This is a genomic window from Curtobacterium flaccumfaciens (assembly GCF_013359815.1).
GTDB classification, from domain to species: Bacteria; Actinomycetota; Actinomycetes; order Actinomycetales; family Microbacteriaceae; genus Curtobacterium; species Curtobacterium flaccumfaciens.
In genome coordinates this window covers 310,450-334,445 of sequence record NZ_JABMCF010000035.1, presented here as the reverse complement: position 1 = coordinate 334,445, position 23,996 = coordinate 310,450, and the positions used below count along the sequence as shown (strand labels likewise).

General features: G+C 70.9%; 24 protein-coding genes and 1 tRNA gene. 10 read left to right on the top strand and 15 right to left on the bottom strand.

Annotated elements, in window-relative coordinates:
* Positions 1 to 215 precede the first annotated feature (215 nt).
* On the bottom strand, positions 216 to 1,187 hold the full coding sequence (locus tag HP445_RS18910; protein WP_128780563.1) for a C40 family peptidase: 972 nt from the start codon (positions 1,185 to 1,187) through the stop codon (positions 216 to 218).
* Between the two features lie 242 nt (positions 1,188 to 1,429).
* Positions 1,430 to 2,125 carry an iron-dependent transcriptional repressor DtxR gene (locus tag HP445_RS07710; RefSeq protein WP_128780562.1) on the bottom strand — a complete coding sequence of 232 codons (696 nt, stop codon included), beginning with the start codon at positions 2,123 to 2,125 and terminating at the stop codon, positions 1,430 to 1,432.
* Positions 2,126 to 2,309: 184 nt separating this feature from the next.
* Between HP445_RS07710 and serC the strand changes: the two genes are divergently transcribed.
* Complete coding sequence (serC, locus tag HP445_RS07705; RefSeq protein ID WP_128780561.1) at positions 2,310 to 3,425, top strand: phosphoserine transaminase; 1,116 nt, start codon at positions 2,310 to 2,312, stop codon at positions 3,423 to 3,425.
* 82 nt (positions 3,426 to 3,507) lie between these two features.
* Here the strand turns inward: serC and HP445_RS07700 are convergent, their stop codons facing one another.
* Positions 3,508 to 4,269 (bottom strand): DUF3027 domain-containing protein, encoded by a 762-nt coding sequence (locus tag HP445_RS07700; protein WP_128780560.1) that lies wholly within the window; start codon positions 4,267 to 4,269, stop codon positions 3,508 to 3,510.
* A gap of 4 nt (positions 4,270 to 4,273) precedes the next feature.
* Entirely contained in the window at positions 4,274 to 4,651 is a 378-nt protein-coding gene (locus HP445_RS07695) for a cold-shock protein (RefSeq protein ID WP_017888041.1), read from the bottom strand.
* 55 nt (positions 4,652 to 4,706) lie between these two features.
* On the opposite strand from HP445_RS07695, the gene HP445_RS07690 reads away from it, so the two are divergent.
* From HP445_RS07690 to HP445_RS07670, 5 genes are all read left to right on the top strand, one after another.
* A complete protein-coding gene (locus HP445_RS07690) occupies positions 4,707 to 5,006 on the top strand; it encodes a hypothetical protein (protein WP_128780559.1) in 300 nt (99 codons plus the stop codon).
* A gap of 28 nt (positions 5,007 to 5,034) precedes the next feature.
* Positions 5,035 to 6,801 (top strand): helicase-associated domain-containing protein, encoded by a 1,767-nt coding sequence (locus HP445_RS07685; RefSeq protein WP_128780558.1) that lies wholly within the window; start codon positions 5,035 to 5,037, stop codon positions 6,799 to 6,801.
* A gap of 48 nt (positions 6,802 to 6,849) precedes the next feature.
* The gene (locus HP445_RS07680) at positions 6,850 to 8,547 is read left to right on the top strand and encodes a DNA repair helicase XPB (protein WP_128780557.1); all 1,698 of its coding nucleotides are present in this window, start codon (positions 6,850 to 6,852) and stop codon (positions 8,545 to 8,547) included.
* A 51-nt stretch (positions 8,548 to 8,598) separates the two neighbouring features.
* Positions 8,599 to 9,294 carry a response regulator transcription factor gene (locus HP445_RS07675; RefSeq protein ID WP_017888045.1) on the top strand — a complete coding sequence of 232 codons (696 nt, stop codon included), beginning with the start codon at positions 8,599 to 8,601 and terminating at the stop codon, positions 9,292 to 9,294.
* A gap of 79 nt (positions 9,295 to 9,373) precedes the next feature.
* Positions 9,374 to 11,068 (top strand): sensor histidine kinase, encoded by a 1,695-nt coding sequence (locus tag HP445_RS07670; protein WP_111089032.1) that lies wholly within the window; start codon positions 9,374 to 9,376, stop codon positions 11,066 to 11,068.
* A 222-nt stretch (positions 11,069 to 11,290) separates the two neighbouring features.
* Here HP445_RS07670 and HP445_RS07665 read toward each other — a convergent pair whose 3' ends face one another.
* The 7 genes from HP445_RS07665 to HP445_RS07635 form a co-directional block, all read right to left on the bottom strand.
* Positions 11,291 to 12,187: a hypothetical protein gene (locus HP445_RS07665; RefSeq protein ID WP_128780556.1), complete on the bottom strand. Its 897-nt coding sequence runs from the start codon at positions 12,185 to 12,187 to the stop codon at positions 11,291 to 11,293.
* Between the two features lie 315 nt (positions 12,188 to 12,502).
* Positions 12,503 to 14,125, bottom strand: a complete 1,623-nt coding sequence (gene groL / locus HP445_RS07660; protein ID WP_017888048.1) for a chaperonin GroEL — start codon at positions 14,123 to 14,125, stop codon at positions 12,503 to 12,505.
* 257 nt (positions 14,126 to 14,382) lie between these two features.
* The gene (locus tag HP445_RS07655) at positions 14,383 to 14,586 is read right to left on the bottom strand and encodes a cold-shock protein (RefSeq protein WP_017888049.1); all 204 of its coding nucleotides are present in this window, start codon (positions 14,584 to 14,586) and stop codon (positions 14,383 to 14,385) included.
* Between the two features lie 183 nt (positions 14,587 to 14,769).
* On the bottom strand, positions 14,770 to 15,381 hold the full coding sequence (locus HP445_RS07650; protein WP_128780555.1) for a LytR C-terminal domain-containing protein: 612 nt from the start codon (positions 15,379 to 15,381) through the stop codon (positions 14,770 to 14,772).
* A complete protein-coding gene (locus HP445_RS07645; RefSeq protein ID WP_241660403.1) occupies positions 15,378 to 15,689 on the bottom strand; it encodes a DUF3263 domain-containing protein in 312 nt (103 codons plus the stop codon). Before HP445_RS07645 ends, HP445_RS07650 begins: the two co-directional genes overlap by 4 nt.
* Positions 15,690 to 15,785: 96 nt before the next feature.
* Positions 15,786 to 16,787, bottom strand: a complete 1,002-nt coding sequence (locus tag HP445_RS07640; RefSeq protein ID WP_128780554.1) for a DUF2332 family protein — start codon at positions 16,785 to 16,787, stop codon at positions 15,786 to 15,788.
* A complete protein-coding gene (locus tag HP445_RS07635; protein WP_164941168.1) occupies positions 16,787 to 17,260 on the bottom strand; it encodes a GNAT family N-acetyltransferase in 474 nt (157 codons plus the stop codon). The genes HP445_RS07640 and HP445_RS07635 overlap by 1 nt, the downstream gene beginning before the upstream one ends.
* 65 nt (positions 17,261 to 17,325) lie before the next feature.
* Between HP445_RS07635 and msrB the strand changes: the two genes are divergently transcribed.
* The gene (msrB, locus tag HP445_RS07630; RefSeq protein WP_027466599.1) at positions 17,326 to 17,733 is read left to right on the top strand and encodes a peptide-methionine (R)-S-oxide reductase MsrB; all 408 of its coding nucleotides are present in this window, start codon (positions 17,326 to 17,328) and stop codon (positions 17,731 to 17,733) included.
* A 37-nt stretch (positions 17,734 to 17,770) separates the two neighbouring features.
* Positions 17,771 to 17,846, top strand: a tRNA-Thr gene (locus tag HP445_RS07625).
* A gap of 201 nt (positions 17,847 to 18,047) precedes the next feature.
* Here HP445_RS07625 and HP445_RS07620 read toward each other — a convergent pair.
* Positions 18,048 to 19,079 carry an aldo/keto reductase gene (locus HP445_RS07620; protein ID WP_128780552.1) on the bottom strand — a complete coding sequence of 344 codons (1,032 nt, stop codon included), beginning with the start codon at positions 19,077 to 19,079 and terminating at the stop codon, positions 18,048 to 18,050.
* Between the two features lie 53 nt (positions 19,080 to 19,132).
* Positions 19,133 to 19,918 carry an alpha/beta fold hydrolase gene (locus HP445_RS07615; protein WP_111032334.1) on the bottom strand — a complete coding sequence of 262 codons (786 nt, stop codon included), beginning with the start codon at positions 19,916 to 19,918 and terminating at the stop codon, positions 19,133 to 19,135.
* A 34-nt stretch (positions 19,919 to 19,952) separates the two neighbouring features.
* Here HP445_RS07615 and HP445_RS07610 point away from each other — a divergent pair, with 34 nt between their 5' ends.
* Positions 19,953 to 20,720 (top strand): NAD(P)H-hydrate epimerase, encoded by a 768-nt coding sequence (locus tag HP445_RS07610; RefSeq protein ID WP_128780551.1) that lies wholly within the window; start codon positions 19,953 to 19,955, stop codon positions 20,718 to 20,720.
* Between the two features lie 28 nt (positions 20,721 to 20,748).
* Here the strand turns inward: HP445_RS07610 and HP445_RS07605 are convergent, their stop codons facing one another.
* The gene (locus HP445_RS07605; protein ID WP_128780550.1) at positions 20,749 to 21,891 is read right to left on the bottom strand and encodes a glycerol dehydrogenase; all 1,143 of its coding nucleotides are present in this window, start codon (positions 21,889 to 21,891) and stop codon (positions 20,749 to 20,751) included.
* 115 nt (positions 21,892 to 22,006) lie between these two features.
* Here HP445_RS07605 and ypfJ point away from each other — a divergent pair, with 115 nt between their 5' ends.
* Positions 22,007 to 22,900 (top strand): KPN_02809 family neutral zinc metallopeptidase, encoded by an 894-nt coding sequence (ypfJ, locus tag HP445_RS07600; RefSeq protein ID WP_128780549.1) that lies wholly within the window; start codon positions 22,007 to 22,009, stop codon positions 22,898 to 22,900.
* A 121-nt stretch (positions 22,901 to 23,021) separates the two neighbouring features.
* Here ypfJ and HP445_RS07595 read toward each other — a convergent pair whose 3' ends face one another.
* A complete protein-coding gene (locus HP445_RS07595) occupies positions 23,022 to 23,954 on the bottom strand; it encodes a DsbA family protein (RefSeq protein ID WP_128780548.1) in 933 nt (310 codons plus the stop codon).
* Positions 23,955 to 23,996 lie beyond the last annotated feature (42 nt).

Below are 23,996 nucleotides of genomic sequence, written 5' to 3'. Positions count from 1 at the left end.
GCAGGGGCGTGCTCGTGCACGCAGGCTGTGCTCGACCATATGTCGACGCGCGCGCGCCGACCCATGGTGCGGGTCGTGCGGAACATCGACATGAGGGTCTCCTGTTCGCGCCGGTGCGGACCGGTGCAGCGTCAGGTTAACCCAGAAACCGGCCCGGCACGAGGGTGTGCGGGCCGGTTCTGGAGAAGTTCACACTCCCCCGGGGGCAGTGTTCGCTAGATGCCGAAGCGGACGATGTGGTAGTCGCTGGTCCAGATCGGACGGATCTGCACGGTGCCGCCGGGCTTCGGGGCGTCCATGATCATGCCGTTCCCCATGTAGAAGCCGTCGTGCGCCTCGTTGTTGAAGATGACGACGTCACCGGGCTGCGCCTCGGACTCGGGGATCGTGGTGCCGGCCTGGTCCTGCAGCGGCACGGAGTGCGCGAGGTTGATGCCGTACTGGGCGTACACGAACATGATGAAGCCGGAGCAGTCGAAGCCCGACGGGTCCGCGCCACCGAAGACGTACGGGGTGCCGATGTACTGCTTGCCCGTGGCGACCACGGCCGGCAGCGAGAACGGGGTGTCGGCGGCGGACGAGCTGGCCGCGTACTCGGCGGCGGTGGGCCCGGTGTACGAGGAGTACTGCTTCGCGGTCGCGGCACGGGCGGTCTGGGTCTGCTCGGCCTGCTCGGCGGCTTCCTTCGCCGCGGCGGCCTGGTCGGCGGCGGCCTGCTTCGCGGCCTTCTCGGCGTCGAGCGTCGCGGTGGACGTCGCGCCGAAGCCGTCACGGCTCGTGTCGGCGAGCGCCACGGCGTCGGAGACCGACAGTTCCTGGCTCTGCGTGGCCCGGACCTGACGCTGGGCGTCGGCGACGGCGGTCGAGTTGCTGGAGGTCGTCGCGGCGAAGGCCGGGGCGACCGCGACGGTGCCGAACATGCCGGCGGCCACGGTGAGGACGACCGGCGCGAGGAACTTGCGCTTGCGCGACGACGAGCTGGCCTTCGCGGTGTTCGCTGCGGCCGCGGCCTGCGCGGCACGACGACCACCGGGCAGCGGGGCGGAGCGCACCGGCACGACCCTGCGGACCGGGCGGCCCTCGGTCTCGCGCACGGCCCGCCGGGTGAGCGGGGCGGTGGTGGCGTTCTCGGTGTTCGTCGGGTTCGCGGGCGTCTGGTCGTCCGCGGCGGTACCGGTCTGCGTCAAGAGGTGTGTCTCCAACGTCTCGTCATCACGCCGCCGTGGGTGTCCGGCGGTGTGCAACCCCATCCGTTCGTCATCGTTTCCGATCGAGGCAGGAGACGGGTTCGAGACGTCCTGCCACGGGTCTCCGGCTCAGGGGCAGCGCGGCGACTCGGACGAGTGTACGGAAGCGTCGTTACCGAGTCGAGACCAAACGCCCCGGAGGTAACGAAACGGTAAACACTCTCAGGGACGACCAGGAACGGTCAGCCGCGTTCGATGTAGACGTGCTGCGCGACCTCCATCGGCAGCTCGATGCCCGAGTCCTCACCCTCGACGCGGACCGCGACGTAGGCGCCAGCGCGCTGCACGCTCGCCACGCGCCCGGGCATGACGCCGGCGGTGCGGAGCTGGTGCAGGAGTTCCGGTTCGAACTGCACGGGCTCGCCCAGGCGTCGGACAACCCCGGTCGTGACGGCGTCGGTGCCCTCGGTCGCGGCGACGATGTTCTGGACGCCGTCGAGGAACCCGGCGGCCGCGGGGCCACCGATCTCGGCCAGCCCCGGGATCGGGTTGCCGTACGGAGATTCCGTCGGGTTGCCGAGCATCTCGAGCAGGCGGACCTCGACCTGCTCGCTCATGACGTGCTCCCACCGGCAGGCCTCGTCGTGCACGAAGGCCCAGTCGAGTCCGATGACGTCGGCCAGCAGGCGTTCGGCCAGACGGTGCTTGCGCATCACGTGCGTGGCGCGGGAACGCCCCTCGTCGGTGAGCTCCAGGTGCCGGTCGCCGGAGACGACGACCAGGCCGTCGCGCTCCATGCGGGCGATTGTCTGCGAGACCGTCGGGCCCGAGTGTCCGAGGCGCTCGGAGATGCGCGCGCGCAGCGGCACGATCGCCTCTTCCTCGAGGTCGAGGATGGTGCGAAGGTACATCTCCGTGGTGTCGACGAGATCGGTCACGGTCCGCCTCTCATGTCTGGGCCCAGCGCCGACCACACTACTTGTTCGCACCGACGAACACCGACCGGCGCCCGGGTGCACGTGAGAAAGGGTCATCCGACGCGGTGGACGGGCGGGCCGAACCCTCCCCGTCCGGCCGGTACACGGGCTCGGGCGGGCGGATCGTCGTCGGTAGGATCGGTGCATGGCAGACATCGTCATCCCGGCCGAACTCCTCCCCACCGACGGTCGCTTCGGCTGCGGTCCGTCGAAGATCCGCGGCGCCCAGCTCGAGTCCCTCGTGACGCGGGGCGCCACGATCCTCGGCACCTCGCACCGCCAGAAGCCCGTGAAGGACCTGGTCGGCAGCGTCCGCTCCGGCCTCGCAGACCTGTTCCAGATCCCCGAGGGCTACGAGGTCGTCCTCGGCAACGGCGGCTCGACCGCGTTCTGGGACGCCGCTGCCTTCGGCCTCATCGAGCGCCGTGCCGAGAACCTGTCCTTCGGCGAGTTCGGGTCGAAGTTCGCCAAGGCCGCAGCGGCCCCGTGGCTCGAGGCGCCGCACGTCGTCGAGGCGCCGGGTGGCTCCCTCGCCGCACTCGAGCCGGTGGAGGGCGTGGACGTCTACGCCTACCCGCACAACGAGACCTCGACGGGCGTCATGGCCCCGGTCGTCCGCGCGACCGGTGACTCCGGCGCCCTCACCGTCGTCGACGCGACCAGCGCCGCCGGTGGTGCCCTGTTCGACGTCAGCGCCACCGACGTCTACTACTTCGCCCCGCAGAAGAACTTCGCCTCGGACGGCGGGCTCTGGCTCGCGCTGCTCTCCCCCGCCGCGATCGAGCGGATCGAGCGGATCGCCGCCTCCGACCGGTACATCCCGGAGTTCCTGTCGCTCAAGAACGCCGTCGACAACTCGCGCCTGAACCAGACCCTGAACACCCCGGCGATCTCCACGCTGCTGCTCCTCGACGAACAGGTGCGGTGGATGAACGAGTCCGGCGGCCTGGCGTGGGCGGACCTCCGCACGAAGACCTCGTCGTCGACGATCTACGACTGGGCCGAGGCCAGCGACTCCGCGACCCCGTTCGTCTCCGACCCCGCCGCTCGGTCCCAGGTCGTCGCCACGATCGACCTCGACGACTCGATCGACGCCAAGGCCGTGGCCGCGACCCTGCGCGCGAACGGCATCGTCGACACCGAGCCGTACCGGAAGCTCGGCCGCAACCAGCTGCGCGTCGCGACGTTCACCGCGATCGACCCGGACGACGTCGCGAAGCTCGTGCGCGCGATCGACTTCACGGTCGACGCCCTGCGCTGACGTCGGGGACACCCGCCGGAACGAGGACGGGCCCGGCCCCACCGGATCGGTGGTGCCGGGCCCGTTCGTCGGTCCGGGTGGGTCAGGCGCGGTGGAAGCCCGGGTCGGCCTCGCCGGCGTCGAGCTGGTCGACCTCGAGATCGGCGTCGGGCTCGAACGGCTGCACGCGGCGGGCACGGCGACGACGGGTCGGCTGCGGGGCCTCGTCCTCGGTGTCGGTGTCGCTGTCGGTGTTGCTGTCGGTGTCGCTCACATCGGCGAGCGCATCGACGTCCACACCCTCGATGTCGTCGTCGTCCGACTCGTCGAGGTCGTCCTCGTCGGCGTCGAACTCGTCGTCATCGTCGTCGTCCGACTCGTCGTCGTCCTCGTCGTCATCCGAGTCATCGTAGTCGTCGTCCTCGTCCGAGTCCTCGTCGTCGTCCTCATCCGACTCGTCGTCGTAGTCCTCGTCGTCTGAGTCCTCGTCCGCCGCGTCCTCGCCCTCGTGCTCCTGCGCGGCCCGGTACTCGGCCAGTCGCTCGGACCACGGCACCCACTCCGGCGCGACGAGCGAGCCGTCCCCGGGCATCAGCTCGACCTCGAGCACGGTGGGTTCGTCGTCGCCGATCTTCGCAACGCTGACGGTCCAGCGCCACCCGGGGTACCCGGGCAGGCGGTTGGCGAACAGGACGGACACGACGCCGTCCCCTTCGTCCACGGTGCCGACGGGTGCGCCGACGGTCGACTCCGGGGTGACCTCGAGCAACGCCTCGCGCGCCAGGTCGGTGTAGTTGATGGACGCTGCATCGACGGACGCTGCGTCGGGAGCCGTCTCGGCCCCTGCTGTCTCGGACTCGGTCATGGGGTCACGCCTCCAACTGGTCTGCGACGTGCCGCAGGATGGCGGCGATGCGATCGCCGTTCTTCGGGTAGCGGCCGTGGCGGAGGTCTCCGCTGATCCGGTCGAGTTCCTTCACCAGGTCCTCGACGATCACGGCCATGTCGTCCGCGGAGCGACGGGTCATCCGCGACAGCGACGGCTGCGGCTCGAGCAGCCGCACGGACAACGCCTGCGACCCCTTCTTGCCCTGGACGACGCCGTACTCGAGCCGCGTGCCGGCCTTGACGGTCACGACGCCGTCGGGCAGCGAGGACGCGTGCAGGAACACCTGGTCGCCGTCGTCTCCGGTGATGAAGCCGAAGCCCTTGTCGTCGTCGTAGAACTTGACCTTGCCGGTGGGCATGCGTGGACTCCTCGAGGTCGTGGTACGGCCGTGGTGCGTCGGATATCCTGGGTCGATGGCCAAGCCGACCCGATCAACCGGGAACCCGCAGGACTCCGCAGAACCCCCGGTGACGTTCAATCGTACCGAACGCGCTCTGGCGTTCATGATCGGTGGGATCATCATCCTCGGCCTGCTCTGCTTCGTCGCGATGATCATCATGTGGCTCACCGCTCCCAGCGCCCAGGGTGCGATGCCGTGGCCGGTGGTCATGGCGATCCCGCTCTACGGCTTCCCGATCGCCATGGTGCTGGTCTTCACGCTCCTCGGCATCACCTGGACACGTCGCGCACGAGCGAACCGGACGGCTCGCTGACGTCCGCCCCGGACGCTGGCACCGGACGATGACGACCACCGCCGACCTCGCCGCCCGACTCCGGGCGATGCCGGACGATGCGCTCGAGCGCCTCGTCGCGGCGAGGCGACTCCCCACCGCTGCACTCGCCGAGACCGGCCCGCAGCGCATCACCGACTTCTTCGACCTCGCCGAGGCGCTCCGGAGCGCCGACGCGGTGGACGCCGCCGTCGAGCACCTGCCGCGCGCCACGATCCTCGCGCTGCGTGACGGCGGCGCCGTCGACGCACTCGGCCCCGCGATCGAGCTCGGCCTCGCCGACGAGGACGGCGCTGTCGACGACGCGGTCGCCGCACGCGTGGCCGCCCACCCCGACCTCACCTCGCTCGACGAGCAGCCGGGAGGCCCGGAGCAGGTCCGCCCCGCCGCTCCCGCCCTCGACGACGCGGCCCTCGAGCGTGCGCGCACCACCGGCGCGGAGCAGGCGTTCGCGACGATGACGGTGCTCGCCGAGCTGCTGCGGGCGGTCGACGCCGGCGCGGTCCGCGAACTCGTCAAGGGCGGGATCGGCATGCCGCTCGCCCGCACCCTCGCCGAGCGCATCGGCACCGACGCCGAGCTCGTCGCCGGTCGCCTGGCGCTGCTCGACGACATCGGGTTCGCCGACCCGGACACCGGACGCTGGATCGTCACCGACCCCGGGCACGCGTGGTTGCTCGCCGGCTGGCCGGAGCGCTGGGTGTCGCTGGTGGCCGCGTGGTCGGACACGCTCCCGCCCGCCGTGCACCAGGTGCTCGAGCTGGCCGACGGGGACCTGCGCGATCTCGTGCCGCTCGGGCGCTGGGCCTACCCGGCGGGGTCCCGTTGGCTCGACGCCCTGCTGCTCGACGTCGCCGGCACCGCGGCGTCGCTCGGCCTGGCCGTCGACGGCATCGTGACGAGCACCGGCCGGGCACTCCTCGACGGCGACGCCGAGCCGGCCGCCGACGACCTGCCGGGCACCGTCGAACGGGTCTACCTGCAGCACGACCTCACCGTCATCGCACCGGGGCCGCTCGCGCCGGCGGACGACGACGCCCTGCGCACCGTCGCCGTGCTCGAGGCACCGGGACTCGCGGCGCGCTACCGCATCTCCGAGGACACCCTGCGCGCGGCGTTCCGGGCCGGACACTCCCGCGACGACCTGCTGTCCCTGCTCGGACGGCTGTCGGCCACCGGGATCCCGCAGCCCCTCGCCTACCTGATCGACCAGGTGGCCGGACGCGACGGCAGCATCGTCGTCGACCGGGGGCCGGGCGGCGTCGGGACCGAGGTCCGCGGCACCGCCGACCAGCTCGACCTCGTCGGGGTGGACGCCGAGCTCCGGCAACTGGCTTGGGAGCGGCCCGACCTGACGACGCTGACCACGCGCTACCCGCCGCACGTCGTGCACACCGCGCTCGAGGACCAGCGCTACCCGGCCGTCCTGACGACCGCAGCCCGCCCCGAGGCGCACCACGGGCCTCCCGGCCGGCGCAGCCCCACCGGACGCTCGCCGGAACAGTCGGCGCACGCACTCGTCGAACGGCTCCGCCTGACGACGCAGCGCGGCGACGCGGAGCCGGAGCAGGAGTGGCTCGGTCGGCAGATCGACCTGGCCGTGCGCGGACGCACGCCGATCCGTGTGACCGTCCGGATGCCGGACGGCTCGGAGCGGCCGTTCTCGATCGTGCCGACCTCGGTCGCGGCCGGACGCGTCCGTGGGCGGGACACGGCCGTCGACGTCGAGCGCACCCTGCCGCTGTCGCTCGTCGTGTCGGTCGAGAGCGACGCCTGACCCGCGCGGTCACCCGCACGCAGGTGCCGACGGCTAGGCTGGCAGGTCATGAACGGACCGCTGATCGTGCAGAGCGACCGCACCGTGCTCCTCGAGGTCGCGCACCCCGACGCCGAGGACGCACGCCACGAGCTCGCGGCCTTCGCCGAGCTCGAACGCGCTCCCGAGCACGTGCACACCTACCGGATCACCCGCCTCGGACTCTGGAACGCGCGCGCCGCGGGCCACGACGCCGAGGCGATGATCGACACCCTGGAACGCTTCGCGAAGTTCCCCGTGCCGCAGAGCGTCACGGTCGACATCCGCGACACGGTCTCGCGCTACGGGCGACTCGTGATCCGTCGCGAGGAACGGCCCGACGCGCCCGTGATCGCGAACTCCCCCACCGAGGAACTCGAGCGGCTACCGCTCCTGCTCCTCACCGCCGAGGACCCGTCGGTGCTGGCCGAGGTCATCCGGTCGAAGCGCATCAAGCCGTTGCTCGGTGACATGCGGTCCTCGACCGAGGTCGAGCTGCAGCCGTGGGCGCGGGGGCAGATCAAGCAGGAGCTCGTGAAGCTCGGCTGGCCGGCGGAGGACCTGGCGGGCTACACCCCGGGCCAGCCGCACTCGATCGACCTGGACACGGCCGAGTGGCACATGCGGCCGTACCAGGAGCAGGCGGTCGACACGTTCTTCGCCCAGGGCTCCGGCGTCGTCGTGCTGCCCTGTGGTGCGGGCAAGACGCTCGTCGGCGCTGGTGCGATGGCGACCGTCAAGGCGACCACGCTCATCCTCGTGACGAACACCGTCTCGGCGCGGCAGTGGCGCACCGAGCTCCTCAAGCGCACGACCCTGACGCCGGAGGACATCGGCGAGTACTCGGGCAGCGTCAAGGAGATCCGGCCGGTCACGATCGCGACCTACCAGATCCTCACCGCCCGCCGGAAGGGCGAGTACACGCACCTGTCGCTCCTCGACGCCCTCGACTGGGGCCTCATCGTCTACGACGAGGTGCACCTGCTGCCGGCGCCGGTGTTCAAGCTGACCGCCGACCTGCAGGCCCGCCGACGCCTGGGCCTCACCGCGACGCTCGTGCGCGAGGACGGCCGCGAGGGCGACGTCTTCTCGCTCATCGGGCCGAAGCGGTACGACGCCCCGTGGAAGGAGATCGAGGCGCAGGGCTACATCTCGCCGGCCTCCTGCTACGAGGTCCGCATCGACCTGCCGCACCAGGACCGCCTGGAGTACGCGGCGTCGAGCGACGACGAGCGCTACCGGCTCGCCGCGACGTCCCCGGCCAAGACCCCGGTGGTGCGGGAACTCATCGAGAAGCACCGCGGTGAGCAGATCCTGGTGATCGGGCAGTACATCGACCAGCTCGACGAACTGGCTGCGTCGCTGGACGCCGCGGAGATCACGGGGGCGACCCCGGTCGACGAACGGGAGCGGCTGTACGACGCGTTCCGGTCCGGCGAGGTCGACGTGCTCGTCGTCTCGAAGGTCGCGAACTTCTCGATCGACCTGCCCGATGCGACCGTCGCCATCCAGGTCTCCGGCTCGTTCGGGTCCCGGCAGGAAGAGGCGCAGCGGCTCGGCCGACTCCTCCGCCCGAACAAGGACGGCCTGCCCGCGTCGTTCTACACGCTCGTGGCCCGGGACACCGTCGACCAGGACTTCGCGCAGAACCGGCAGCGGTTCCTGGCGGAGCAGGGGTACTCGTACACGATCCTCGACGCCGACCAGGTCCAGACGCCCGTGGGCTGACGTACGAACCGCTCTCAGGAAACCCCGAGGGAACAGTCAGAAGATAAGACCATGAGCGATGGCCCCAAGATCCTGATCGTCGACGACGAGCCGAACATCCGCGACCTCCTGACGACCTCGTTGCGCTTCGCCGGCTTCGCCGTGCGTGCGGTGGGCAACGGAGCACAGGCGATCTCCGCCGTGCTGGAAGAAGAGCCGGACCTCATCATCCTCGACGTGATGCTGCCCGACATGAACGGCTTCGGTGTCACCAAGCGCCTGCGTTCCTCGGGCTACACCTCGCCGATCCTGTTCCTGACGGCGAAGGACGACACCGAGGACAAGATCACCGGCCTCACCGTCGGCGGCGACGACTACGTCACCAAGCCGTTCTCGCTCGACGAGATCGTCGCCCGCATCAAGGCCATCCTCCGTCGCACCATGAACGACGAGGAAGACGCGATCATCCGCGCCGGCGAGCTCACGATGGACCAGGACACGCACGAGGTCACGATCGGCGACGCGCAGATCGAGCTCTCGCCCACCGAGTTCAAGCTGCTCCGCTACCTGATGCTCAACCCGAACCGCGTGCTGTCGAAGGCGCAGATCCTCGACCACGTGTGGGAGTACGACTTCAACGGTGACGCGGGCATCGTCGAGAGCTACATCTCGTACCTGCGCCGCAAGCTCGACCAGTACTCCGCCGAGCCGATCATCCAGACCAAGCGCGGATTCGGCTACATGCTGAAGGCGTCCAAGGCTTCGTAGGAGCAGGAGTCCCACGGGGCTCGACTTCACGGCGGTCGTCCGGTTTCACCGGGCGGCCGCTGTCTATCGTTGGGGCAGCATGCACACGCGAATGAACCACTGGTGGGACGGGATCTCCCTGCGCACCAAGATCACCGGGATCACGGTGCTGCTCGTCGCGCTCGGATTGCTCGTCGCCGGACTCGGCACGATGACCGTGCTGTCCACCTACCTCATGCAGCAGCTCGACAACACGGTCAAGCAGACGACCGAGCAGCTCGAGGGCCAGAACATCAGCGACGGCGAGCAGTACTGCAAGCTGTCCGTCGTCGTCTCGCAGAGCGCCTACGTCGCCGCGTACGACGCCGACGGTGACCGGATCTGCCAGACGAAGGCGTCGAGCCGGCCCGACGTCCGCGAAGCCACCCTGGTCGAGGCCTCGCAAGCGAACCAGCGCATCTCGCTCTACGACAGCCAGCACAACCACGAATGGCGTGCGCAGATCATCCCGGCGTCGCTGCAGAACCAGTCCGACGGCACCACCGAGACCGGCTACGTGCTCATCGCGGTCTCCAGCGCCGGCACCGACGAGACCATCGGCAAGTTCACCGCGATCTTCCTCGGGTTCGGTGCCTCGGTCATCCTGCTCGGCGCCATGCTCACCCGGCTGCTCGTCACCGCGACCTTCGACCCGCTGCGCGACGTCGAGGACACCGCCGCACGGTTCGCCGCGGGCGACTTCAACCAGCGCCTCGAGGCCGACACCCCGAACACCGAGGTCGGCCGCCTCAACCGCTCCCTCAACGTCATGCTCGAGCGGATCGACTCCGCGTTCGAGGACCGCGAGCGCACCATCGCCCAGATGCGCCGGTTCGTCGGGGACGCCTCGCACGAGCTCCGCACGCCGCTCGTGTCCCTGCGCGGGTACGCCGAGCTGTACCGGATGGGTGCCCTGCGCAAGGAAGAGGACGTCGCCCAGGCGATGGAGCGCATCGAGAAGGAAGCGCAGCGGATGGGCCTGCTCGTGCAGGACCTGCTGCAGCTCGCCCGCATCGACGAGTCGAAGCCGCTCGAGCTCGGCCCGGTCGACCTCGTCGCCATCGCCCGTGACTCGGCGCTCGACACGATGGCCTCCAACCCCGACCGCGAGATCCAGGTCCTCGTCGAGGACTCCCTGACCGGTGAGAGCGTGCCCCAGGCCGTGCGCCCATCGGCGTCCTCGTCCATCGGCTCTCCGGACTCCGGCGAAGCACCGCCCGTGTCGCCCACCTCGGCGAACACCACCGGGCCGATCGCGTTCTCGCGCCAGACCATCGCGCGCCTGCGGGCCCGTCGCACCCGCGCCATGAACATCGACGCCGGTGCCGCACCGACCGACGAGACCACACCGCTGCCCACGGTCGTGCTGCCGAAGCGCCCGCCGATCGTCCTGGCGGAAGAGAACAAGATCCGCCAGATCGTCACGAACCTGATGGGCAACGCCATGCGGTTCACGGCGAACGACGACCCGATCGAGATCGGCATCGGCGTGGACGACGAGCGCGGCATGGCACACCTCGACGTGATCGACCACGGTGAGGGCATCCCGCCGCAGCTGCGCGAGAAGATCTTCCAGCGCTTCTGGCGTGCGGACACCTCGCGCGCCCGGGACACCGGCGGCTCGGGCCTCGGGCTCGCCATCGTGTCCGGCATCGTCGCGGCGCACCACGGCTCCGTCGAGGTCTTCGACACCGAGGGCGGCGGCGCCACCTTCCGCGTCTGGCTCCCCCTGCTCCCCCGCGACTTCGCCGCCTGACCCGCCTGACCGGCGCGGGTTTCGCGTCCCTGCCGTCCCGCGGCCCGGCTGTCCCGTCCCGCGGCGTCCCGGGCGGTCACAACACCCCGTCCGACGCCGCCGAATGGTCACGGTCTGTCGTCTGCGCGCCCGCTGACCGACAGTTCGTGACCGGCCGGCGCAGGGCCGACGACACGTTCTGACCGCCCGGGGACGACATCTTCAGCGTGGCGGTCACAGCCGTCACGCTGACCGCCGACGACTTCCGACCGCTCGGACCTCGAACGCCTGGCGGAGTCGCTCGAACAACACCGCGGGTCGGTGTGCGTCCGATGCCGTCGCGTGGATCACGAGCCAGTTGTTCACGACGAACCCGTTGTCCCGTCGTTGATCGTGTCGGAAGGTGTCGCGCTCCCGGTGGTGATCGCCGTCGTACTCCAACGCGATGCCGAACTCCGGCCACGCCATGTCGACGCGTCCGAGGAACCGCCCCGCACCGTCGTGCACGTCGACGTTCAGCTCCGGCTCGGGGAACCCCGCTTCGAACACGGCCAGACGGAGCCAGGTCTCCTGCGGCGACTCCGCCCCGGCCCGGACGAGGTCAAGCGCGCGCCGAGCCGCGAGCGCGAAGCGTGTACCGGGGCGGATCGACACACGGAGGTCGTCCGCCGTCGCCAGCCCGGCCGGTCCGACGAGGTGGTCCCCGATCGCGACCAGCGCGTCACGTCCGAGCACGCCGGCGCACTCGAACCACATCTGCGCCGGGACACTGACCAGGAACCCGCGGTGTTCGACGGTCCTCGGCCGGTCCAGGCGGTGCGCGATCACGCCGGGCCGACGCATCCGGCTCCCGTCCCTCGCGGTCGAGACGTGCACCGGCCCGACCGAGCGCACCGACTGCGGCAGTGGCGCACCCCAGATCGCGGCGGCGGTCGTGTGGCTGAAGAACTGGTCGGGACGCATGACCAGGGCGACGGCCGCGATGAAGTCCGCCGAGTCGATCGGGGCACGGACACCGTGGACCGGGGCTGCCAGATCGGTGCGTCGGAGTCGTTCCGGATCGACGCCGTTCCCCACCGCGTCGGCCACGCGGAAGGTGGATCGGTCGAACGGAGCAGGGAGGCGACGGGCAGCTGGCATGCCGTCATGGTCGTTGCGGGGCACGCTAGCCGGCCACGCGCACTCGCAACCTGTGGAGAACGAGGTGAGCCGGGCCTCCTGTGCGGGAGAGACGACCCCGGACACGCGCAAGGCGCACGCACGAGCGGGCCACGACTCCCCGCTCCTGCGCCGCCGGACGGTCACGAAGTGTCGACTGGAACGGGCCCAACCGACCAATCGTGACCGCTCGGCGGACCTGAGCGGGGTGTTGTGACCTCCCGGCCCCGCACCGCCTCCCGCACACGCAGAAGGGCCCCACACGCGCAGCGTGCGGGGCCCTTCTGTCAGGCGGACTTAGAAGTCCATGCCACCCGTCGGGTCGCCAGCCGGAGCAGCGGGGGTGCGCTCGGGCTTCTCGGCGACGACGACCTCGGTGGTCAGGAACAGACCGGCGATCGACGCGGCGTTCTGCAGCGCCGAACGCGTGACCTTGGCGGGGTCGATGATGCCGGCGGCGATCAGGTCGACGTACTCGCCGGTCGCGGCGTTGAGGCCCCAACCCGACTCGAGCTCGCGGACCTTGGCGGCGACGACACCCGGCTCGAGACCGGCGTTCAGCGCGATCTGCTTGAGCGGCGCGTCGATGGCCACGCGGACGATGTTCGCACCGGTCGCCTCGTCACCCTCGAGCTCGAGGGCCTCGAGTGCGACGGCACCGGCCTGGATGAGGGCGACGCCACCACCGGCGACGATGCCCTCTTCGACGGCAGCCTTCGCGTTGCGGACGGCGTCCTCGATGCGGTGCTTGCGCTCCTTGAGCTCGACCTCGGTCGCGGCACCCGCCTTGATGACGGCGACGCCACCGGCGAGCTTCGCGAGGCGCTCCTGGAGCTTCTCGCGGTCGTAGTCGGAGTCGGTCGCCTCGATCTCGGCACGGATCTGGCGGACACGGCCGGCGATCTGCTCGGCGTCGCCGGCACCCTCGACGATCGTGGTCTCGTCCTTGGTGATGACGACCTTGCGGGCACGACCGAGCAGGTCGAGCGTCGCGTTCTCGAGCTTGAGGCCGACCTCTTCCGAGATGACCTGGCCGCCGGTGAGGATCGCGATGTCCTGCAGCATGGCCTTGCGGCGGTCGCCGAAGCCCGGGGCCTTGACGGCGACGGACTTGAAGATGCCGCGGATCTTGTTCACGACGAGCGTGGCCAGGGCCTCGCCGTCGACGTCCTCGGCGATGATCAGGAGCTGCTTGCCCGCCTGGATCACCTTGTCGACGACCGGCAGGAGGTCCTTGATGTTCGAGATCTTCGAGTTGACGATCAGGATGTAGGCGTCCTCGAAGACGGCTTCCTGACGCTCGGGGTCGGTGACGAAGTACTGCGACAGGTAGCCCTTGTCGAAGCGCATGCCCTCGGTGAGCTCGAGCTCGGTGCCGAAGGTGTTCGACTCCTCGACGGTGACGACGCCTTCCTTGCCGACCTTGTCGATGGCCTCGGCGATGAGCGCGCCGATGGTCGGGTCAGCGGCCGAGATCGACGCGGTCGCGGCGATCTGGTCCTTGGTCTCGATGTCCTTCGCGTTGGCGAGGAGCTGGTCGGAGACGGCGGCGACGGCCTTCTCGATGCCGCGCTTGAGCGACACGGGGTCGGCACCGGCGGCGACGTTGCGGAGGCCTTCGCGGACGAGCGCCTGGGCGAGGACGGTCGCGGTGGTCGTACCGTCACCGGCGACGTCGTCGGTCTTCTTGGCGACCTCCTTGACGAGCTCCGCGCCGATCTTCTCGTACGGGTCGTCGAGCTCGATCTCCTTGGCGATGGAGACACCGTCGTTCGTGATCGTGGGGGCGCCCCACTTCTTCTCGAGGACGACGTTGCGGCCGCGCGGGCCGAGCGTCACCTTCACGGCGTCGGCCAGCTGGTTCAGGCCGCGCTCGAGGCCACGGCGGGCCTCCTCGTCGAAAGCAATGATCTTAGCCATGTGGTTTTTCGTCCCTCCCGGACGTCGTCTTGGGGGTCGTGCTGGCACTCAGCGTGAGCGAGTGCCAACGCCGATTCTGGCACTCGCCGGGTGTGAGTGCAACACAGTCGGGAGGCTCGTGACGACTTCCCAGGACACGTCGCGTCCGGTGGACCCCGCACCACCGCCGCGGTCGCGCTCCCCGCGCCGGTCACCGTCCCGGCACACGACGAACGCGCCGCCCCTGACGGGACGGCGCGTTCTGGAAGTGGTGCTGCTCAGGCGGGGCGGACGGACTCTGCCTGCGGGCCCTTCGACCCGGTACCGACGTCGAACACGACGGCCTGGCCCTCCTCGAGGACCTTGTAACCCGACATGTCGATGGCCGAGTAGTGCACGAACACGTCCTGGCCCCCTCCATCCACGGTGATGAAGCCGAAGCCCTTTTCAGCGTTGAACCACTTCACGGTTCCGTTGGCCATGATCTCTTGCTCCCTGGTACTGCAGTGCGGAACGACGTGATCGTCGTCTGCATGGGACTCTGACCGAACCCGTCCGATCAGGCAAGAGGTGTGACGTCGATTCCGTCAGAAATCAACGTGCCCGAAACACGGCCGTCACACAATGCGCGGAAAACGCGGCTCGACGACCCGCAGAACGACCGATCAGCCGGTGTAGTCGGCGCCGAGGACGACGCTCACGTCGGCGTTCGGGAACGCCGCCGACTGCTGCACGGCCGTGACGCCGAGCTGCTTCGCGATGCCCTGGGCGACCGCCGCCTGCGACGCCTGCTGGTAGTAGACGATCGTCGACGTGGAGCCCGTCGTGCCGGCGTCACCGGTGGAGGCGACCTGCCAGCCGGCACCGGTCAGCGCAGCGCTCGCTCGGCTGGCGAGGCCCGTGGTGGTCGTGCCGTTCAGGACGACGACGGTGGTGGTGCCCTGCTGCGCCGGCGTCGCGGCCGCAGCACTGCCCGACCCCGACCCCGACGAACCCGAACCGGCCGACGAGGACGCGGACGGCTTGGACGTCGCCGAGGGCTTCGCGGTGGCGGACGCCGACGTGGAGGCCGAGGGGGAATCCGAGCTGTTGAAGGAGTAGCTGCCGTTCAGCAGCGCGAGGACGAGCACCCCGATGCCGACGAGCACACCGGTGGCGAGCGCCGCCCAGGCGAAGGCGATCCAGCCGCGGCCGCGACGCTGGGCACCGCGGTGCGCACCGACCCGCGGGCCGTCGGCGACGTCGTCGAACCGGTCTCGGGGGAATCTCGTGCTCATCGTTCCTCTTCACGTCCTTCGGGAGCCGCACCGGGCGCGACGAAGCTGCGCGTCGCCCGGGCGCTGGTGCGCGCGTGACGGAGCCGCTGCAGCCGGCTGACGAGCTGCGGGTCGTACGCGAGTGCCGCGGGCGAGTCGATCACGCGGTTCAGCACCTGGTAGTAGCGCGCCGCCGACATCTCGAACTCGACCCGGATCTCCGCTTCCTTCGTGCGGTCGTGCCGTGCCCGGTCCTGCTCGAACGACAGCACGCGCTGGGCGAGCTCGCTGAGCTGCTCAGTGCTGCGTTCGTCGGTGGGGCTGGTCACGGCGGTTCCGATCACGGTCGGGTAACGGGTCTCGCACATCGTAGGGGTGGAGTCGATCCGGACCCTGGCACGGCGCTGGACTGTCGCGAACACCGGTCACAGGTTCGGCGCGCGGAACCAGCGCACTCGTGTCCCGAACGGGTCGGAGACGGCCACCGCGACCCCGTCGAGCGAGACCGTCGCGAACGCGTCCGGGTCGGCCGCGTCGACGTCGTCGGGCAGCGTCGCCGCCACCCCGCGCAGGATCCCGGTGCGTTCGAGGGCGATCCAGTGCACGCCGCGCGCACGGATCCGGTCGACGAACCGCTGCCGGTCCGCGCCCGGCACGTAGACCAGCGTCCCGGTGGTCAGGACGACCGGTTCGACGTCGTCCGGCAGGGCGTCCAGTGCACGGTCGAGGTCGCCGGGCAGCGCGCCCCGGATCCGGACTGGAGGCACGGTGAGCGTCGCGGACGCCGCCGCCCGCATCAGGGCGGTCCGGTCCGACGCCTCGGGCGGGACGGCCTCGACCAGCCGGTCGAACGCACCGGGGACCGACAGGTCGATCGGGTTCGGGTCGAGGGCCACCCGGGCGCCGACCCTGATCGGGACGGTCGCGGGTGTGGGGACGGCCCCGGTTGCATCCGCGACGAGCCGGACCGAGGGCTCGGCGACCGCCGTGTGCATCCGGAGGACCGCGGCCCCGGAACCGACGCGGTAGTCCAGGGTCACCCGGTCCGGGATCGAGCACAGCCCGGCGGCGGCCCCGGCGTCGACCAGGCCGAGCGGACGCGCGGACCGTTCGGCGAGCGCGGCGAACAGCGGGACGACCGGTGCGAGCCGTTGCGGGTCGTTGGCCTGCACCGTGGCGGAGGCGAGGGCCGCGACCAGCGCGGGGCGGGCCTCCAGGCCGAGCGCGCGCAGCGCACCCGGGTCCGACGGGTCCGCGCCCAGCCGTCGCGCGACCGCGAAGAACAGTTCCGGCTGCCGCTGCTGCTCGGGGACCTCGGCGAGGAGCGCGACCAGCGAGTCGTCGAGCGACCGTGCCCAGGCCGCGTACGACGGGGAGACCGCCTGGATGCGGTCGGCGTACGCGTCGTACCGGGCGCGGGTGTCCATCAGCGTCCGGGCCGGTGCATGCCGACGTGTCGGATGCCGGCCTCGTCGTACGGCTCCCCGAACCGCACGAAGCCGTACCGCTCGTACAGGGCGGCGACGTACTCCTGGGCGTGCAGGACGAACGGGTCGTGTCCGTGTTCGTCGAGGACGGCGGCGACGAGCCGGCCGGCGATCCCCTGCCCGCGGTGTCCGGGGTCGGTCGCGACACGGCCGATCACCCACGCCGGCGGCTCCGAGCCGTCGGGGTGGACCTCGTCGGCCGCCGGGCGGATGAGCCGCAGGTACCCAACCGCATCCGTGTCCGTGCCGAACCACCAGTGCTCGGTGTCGGGCTCGCGGTCACGGCCGTCGAAGTCCTCGGCGGTGACCCGCTGCTCGAGCGCGAACACGCGGTTGCGCAGGACGACGATGCCGTACAGTTCGTCCGTCGTCAGACGGGTCCAGCGGGCGTGGTGCACGGAATGCTCGGACATCGTGGCGAGTTTAGTGAAGTGGTCGGGAGTGCCCGGAAGAGCCCGGCCGGAAGCAGGAGGAACCAATGGCATACAACGTCGACAAGTCCGACGCCCAGTGGCGCGAGGAGCTCTCCCCGGACCAGTACGCCGTCCTCCGCCAGGCGGGGACCGAACGACCGTGGACCGGTGAACTCCTCGACGAGGAGCGCGCCGGCGTCTACACCTGTGCGGCCTGCAACGCGGAGCTGTTCAAGAGCGGCACGAAGTTCGACTCCGGCTGCGGCTGGCCGTCGTTCTACGAGTCGGTGAACCCGGACGCCGTGCAGCTCATCGAGGACAACTCCCTCGGCATGGCCCGCACCGAGGTCCGTTGTGCGAACTGCGGTTCGCACCTGGGCCACGTGTTCCCGGACGGGTTCGGCACCCCCACGGGTGACCGGTACTGCATGAACTCGATCTCGCTGAACTTCTCGGAGAAGTCGGGCGAGTGAGCCCCGGACGCCCTCACCGGTAAGATGAGCGGCGTCAGCCGGCATGGCGCAATTGGTAGCGCACCGTACTTGTAATACGGGGGTTGCGGGTTCAAGTCCCGCTGCCGGCCCCAGACGAAGCGATGCCCCGGGCGAAGTCTCGCCCGGGGCATCGGCACACGGAACGCGGATCAGGGGGCGTTCCGGGCGCTGGACGCGGTAACCAGCCGGTCGTGCGACGAGGATGACACCTCACCGACCCGCGCGTCCACACCCTGACCCCACATCCGCGGAAATCCGCACGATGTGCACGAACGCGCCGGGGTCCTGTCCGGTCAGCGCCCGCCGGTGATCTTCCGCTCCCGCTGCGCGACGCCGGCGGTGCCGTAGGGGTAGTCGTCGATGCGGGGAGCGCTGGCGTCGGTCAGCCGGGCGAGCTCGTCGTCGGTGAGCACCAGGTCGGCGGCACCGAGGTTGTCCTCGAGCTGCGACAGGGTGCGGACGCCGAGGATCACGCTCGTGACCGCGGGCCGGGCCAGCAGCCAGGCCAGTGCGACCTGCGACTTCGACGCGTCGTGGGCGTCGGCCACCTCGGAGACGGCGTCGAGCACCTCCCACGTGCGCTCGTCACCGTTGCGGGCCTCCCACGCCTCCATGCCACGCTGCGGGTTCTCACCCAGGCGGGTGGCGCCGGACGGGGCCTCGTCGCGCTGGTACTTGCCGGAGAGCCAGCCGCCGGCCAGGGGCGACCAGGGCAGCAGGCCGATGCCGGCGTCGAGGCAGGCGGGCACGACCTCGTGCTCGATGTCGCGGACGAGCAGGTTGTACTGCGGCTGCAGGGTGACGGGCGGTGCCCAGCCGTGGGCCTTCGCCTCGTAGACGGCCGTGGTGACCTGGTAGCCGAGGTAGTTCGAGAACCCGTAGGAGCCGATCTTGCCGGCGGACACGGCGTCGTCGAGGAACCGCAGGGTCTCGTCGATGGGGGTCAGGGCGTCCCACGCGTGCATCTGGTACAGGTCGATGTGGTCGACGCCGAGCCGCTCGAGCGAGGCGTCGAGGGCCACGCGCAGGTGTCGTCGGGACAGGCCGAGGTCGTTCGGGCCGTCGCCCTGCGGGAACCGGCCCTTGGTGGCGAGGACGACCTGCGCGGCCTCGGTGGGGTGTGCTGCGAGCCAGCGGCCGATGATCCGCTCGGACTCGTTGCCGGAGTAGACGTCCGCCGTGTCGACGAGCGTGCCACCGGCGGCCACGAAGGCGTCGAGGATGGCGTGTGAGGTGGGTTCGTCGGCTTCGCTGCCGAACGTCATGGTGCCGAGGGTCAGCGTCGACACCGATGTCCCGCTGTTGCCGAGGAGTCTGTAGTCCATGGCGGGGACGGTACGCCCGGTGCCGCCCGACCGAGGGGACCCACGAGTACCCCTCAGCGCGGGGCGGACAGGAACCGCAGCGCCGCTTCGCGGAAGGGCCGGGAGGTCGGGGCGTTGAAGTGGTTGCGCCCGGGGATCTCGAAGAAGGTGGCGTCCGGCGCGGCCTCGGCGAGCCGGACCGCGCTGTCGCGGATGCCGTCCTCGCTGCCGGCGGCGATCAGGAGCGGCTGCGCCGGGGCGTTCTCCGGGGTCGGCTCGATGCTGTTCCGCATCCCCTCGACCATGGCCACGAGCGCGCCGAGGTCGTTGCCCTCGACGTTGCCCGCCATCGTCAGGTAGCCGTTCGTGACGCGGTCCTCGATGGGGGTGCCGTCGGCGATGTACGCCTTCGCCTGGTCGACGCGGACGCGACGCATCGGGTCGGCGTCCGGGATCCCGCCGAACACCGCTCGCGAGATCCGGCCGGGCAGGCGTTCGGCGGTGTGCCAGCCGACCCGTGCGCCGAGCGAGTACCCGAGGTACGCGACGTCGTCGAGCAGGTACGTGTCGATGACCGTGGTGACGTCGGCGACGAGCAGGTCCATCGAGTAGGCACCCGGGTCGTGCGGCTTCGCGCTCGCGCCGTGCCCGCGCTGGTCGAGTGCCACGACCCGGTAGCCGGCACGGACCAGGTGCCGCGTCCAGCCCGAGGCGTGCCAGTTGAGCACCGCACCGGACGCGAAGCCGTGCACCGCGATCACGGCCGGGGCGTCGGGGTCGCCGAAGTCGTAGGTCGCGAGTCGCAGCCCGTCGGGCGACATCACGAACCGGGGGCGGGGCGCTTCGGGGACGAGTGACATGTCCTCTCAAGCGTATCGGGGCAGTGTGGTGGCCATGGACGGCTACGGCGGCGATCAGATCCGGGCGGCGGAACGCCCCCACCTCGACGCGGGGGAACCCCTGATGCAACGGGCCGCCGATGGGCTCGCGCGCATCGTGGGCGACCTGCTGGACGACCCGGCCGTGCGGCCGGTCGACGGGCCGGGATCCGTCCTCGTGCTCGCCGGCAGCGGCGACAACGGCGGTGACGCCCTGTTCGCGGGCGCGCGCCTGGCAGCGGCCGGGAGGCACGTGGCGGTCCTGCGCGTCGGCTCCCGTGTCCACGAGGCCGGCCTGGCAGCGGCGCTGGACGCCGGCGCGCGTCTGCTGGACGGCCCGTCCGGCGCCTCGGGACCGAACGCGGGCGGGGCGGCGGACATCCTGCGGGCCGCCGGCCGGAGCGACGGCGAACGCCTGGCGGACGTCGCGACCGAGGCGGCACTCGAGGCTGACCTGGTGCTCGACGGCATCCTCGGCATCGGGGTGCACGGCGCGAACGCGCTGCGGTCCCCCGCGCGGGAGGTCGTGGACGCCATCCGTGAGCTCGCCCGCGACCAGCGTGCGCCGTTCGTCGTCGCGGTGGACGTGCCGAGCGGCATCGACGTGGACACCGGCGGCGTCGCGGACGACCACGTCCTGCACGCCGACGTCACCGTCACCTTCGGCGGTGTGAAGGCCGGCGTGCTGACCGGACCCGCCGCCACCCTCGCCGGGCGGATCGAACTCGTCGACGTCGGGATCGGCGCGGACCTGGCGACGATGGAGCCGCTGATCCGCACCTGACCCCTCGCCCGTCAGTGCTGCTCGAACGTCAGTGGTACTCGTACAGCACAGGCTCCGGCAGACCGTGCTCGGCGCGGATGCTGCGTGCGATGCCCTCGATGGCGACCAGGGCGTCGACCACGAGCTCCGGCGTCACCGGGAACGGCATGTTGTGGATGGTCTCGCCCTCCACCGTCGCGGCCTCGGCCACGGCGCGCAGCACGTCACGGTCGTCCACCGTCAGGCCGATCTCGGTCAGGGTGTTCGGCAGGCCGACCTTCGTGGTGAAGACGACGAAGTCCTCGATCTCCTCGGCCGGGGCGCCCTCGAGCACCAGCTGCGCGATCGTCCCGATGTTCACTTTCTGCCCGTGCGCCAGGCCGTGTGCCTGCGGAGCCGCGGTCAGCCCGTTGTGGATCGCGTGGGCGGCGGCGAGCCCGCCGGACTCGAAGCCCAGGCCGGACAGCAGCGTGTTCGCCTCGACGACCTTCTCGAGCGCCGGGGTGACGACCTTGGCCTTGACGGCCTCGATGGCCTGCAGGGCGTTCTCGTGCAGGAGCTTCCACGACAGTTCGGCGAGCGCGACGCCGGTCTGGGTCTGCAGGCCGCCGGCCATGGTGTCGGCGTTGGCGCGCTTCGCGGCACGGGCCTCGACCCAGGTCGCCAGCGCGTCGCCGATGCCCGCGACCAGGAACTGCACCGGCGCGTTGGCGACGAGCCTGGTGTCGATGAGCACCAGGTCCGGGTTGTGCGGGAAGAAGCGGTACTCGATGAACTCGCCCTCGGCGGTGTAGATGACGGCGAGCGCCGAGGTCGGGGCGTCGGTGGACGCAGCCGTCGGCACGCTGGCCCACCGGATGCCGGCGAGGTGCCCAGCGGCCTTCGCGGCGTCGATGGCGGAGCCGCCGCCGAGCCCCACGATGACGTCGGCGTCCGTCGCGCGGATCTGCTCGACGAGCTCGTCGACGGCTTCTGGGGTGGCGAAGCGGCCGAACCCGACACGCTCCACGGCCAGGTCGGCGGACCGGAAGCTCTCGGAGACGGCGGTCTCGACGATGCCCCGGACCACGTCGTCGGCGACGATCAGGGGCCGCTTGCCGATCGGGGCGATGAACTCGCCGACGCGGGTGATCGCGTCCTTGCCCTGGACGTAGCGGGCGGGGCTCATCACGGTGCTGATGGGAGTGGCCATCGTGCGGGTTCCTTCCGGTTGTACGACATGTGTACGACAGGTGTCGGGGTGGCCGACGCCGCCGACGGTACGCGCGGCCGCTGATCGGGAGGTGCTGATCGGTAGGTTCGGGATCATGACGTTCAACGACGACTCGCAACTCCGGGGCGGCAAGGTCAAGCGGCGGGGTCGCACCACGGCGATCGGCGGAGGTGCCGTGGGCGTCGGCGCCATCGTGGTGTTCCTGATCGCACAGTTCACCGGCTTCGACCTGAGCGGGATCGTCGGCGGCGGCAACGACCTGACGACGATCCAGCAGGAGGGCGAGTCCGTCGACGCCGCCCCCGAGTGCCGGACCGGGCGCGACGCCAACCTGCGCGTCGAGTGCCGGATGGAGGGCGCGGCCGAGTCGCTCGACGCCTACTGGACGTCCGAGGCGCGATCGCTCGGCATCTCGTACACGGCACCGGAGTTCTTCCTGTTCCAGGACTCCACCGACACCTCGTGCGGGCAGGCCTCGGCCGCGACCGGCCCGTTCTACTGCCCGCCGGACCGCGCGGTCTTCCTGGACACCGCGTTCTACGACGACCTGCAGTCGCAGTACGGCTCGTCCAGTGGTCCGCTCGCGCAGATGTACGTCGTCGCCCACGAGTGGGGGCACCACATCCAGCAGCTGCAGGGGTCGTTCGCGAACACCGACCGCTCCGGCACGGGCGCGTCGTCGGGCAGTGTCCGCGTCGAGCTGCAGGCTGACTGCTACGCCGGGGCCTGGGTCGGCGACGCCGCCACGACGAAGGACGCGAACGGCGAGACCTTCTTCGAACCGATCACCCGCTCCCAGATCACCGACGCCCTGTCGGCGGCGAGCGCCGTGGGCGACGACAGCATCCAGGAGCGCGCGACCGGCCGCGTCGACCCGGACTCGTTCACGCACGGGTCGAGCGAGCAGCGACAGCGCTGGTTCCTGCGGGGCTACCAGCAGGGCGCGACGAGCTGCGACACCCTGAGCATCCCGGGTTCGGCCCTGTAGCCGCACCGTCGAACCACGGGAGGCCCGGTGCCAGCTGGCACCGGGCCTCCAGTCCGTGGTCAGCGCGTCAGCGCTCGTTGAGACGTCAGCGCTCGTTCAGACGTCAGCGCTCGTCCGGCCGTCAGCGCTTGGTCGGCGTGGGCGTCGGGGTCGGGGTCGGCGTGGGCGTCGGGGTGGCGTCGGTCGCCCCGGCGGCCGTCACCACGAAGGTGCGGAAGTCGTCGTTCGTGACCGGCGAGGTCAGCTCATAGCGCTGCCCGTTCACGAGCACGAGCGGCGTGCCGGGGAACTCCTTGAGCGTCGACCCGGGGATCGTGCCGTCGGACACCGCCGTCGTCTGCTCGTCCACCCACTTGGCGTAGTCCTGGTCGGCGATGCAGCTCCGGACGGCGCTGCGTTCCTGCAGCCCCTGCACGCCCGTGACGACGTCGGTGAGCTCGGCGTCGGTCAGACCAGGGGTGCCCTCGTCCGGCTGCTTCGCGAAGAGCGCCTGGTTCACCGCGTAGAACTGGTTCGGGGAGTGCTCGGCGACGCAGGCGGCGGCGTTCGCGGCGCGGAGGGAGTACTTCGTGCCCTGCGAGCGGTTCGACAGGACCGCGACCGGGTGGATGTCCACCGTGGCCGCACCGGAGTCGACGAGGTCCTTGATGTAGTCACCGTTCGCCTGCTCGAACTGGCCGCAGCCCGGGCAGAGGTAGTCGACGTACAGGGTGATCCGGACGGTACCGGCGCCGTCGGTCGCGGCGCTGCTCGGCGACGCGGAGGCCGATCCGGACGCGGACGCCGTGACGGGCTTCAGGCCCTGTCCGATGGTGATGCCGCCCTGCGACATGGTCGACGGGCCGGGGCCGGCGGGCTTCACGGAGTCGACCAGCACGAGCGTGACGATCGTCGCGGCGGCGAGGAGCACGACCCCGAGCCCGATCTGCAGGCCGAGCCGGACACCACGCTGGCGTCGCTTCTGCTGGGTCCGGGCACGCTGGGCTCGCTGGCGGGCGGCTTCACGGCGCTCGTTCCGCGCGGCGCGGGCGGCACCCTCGGGGCGGTTGTTCATCGGTGCGTCGTCCTCCTGATCGGTGTCCGCTCGGCGTTCCCC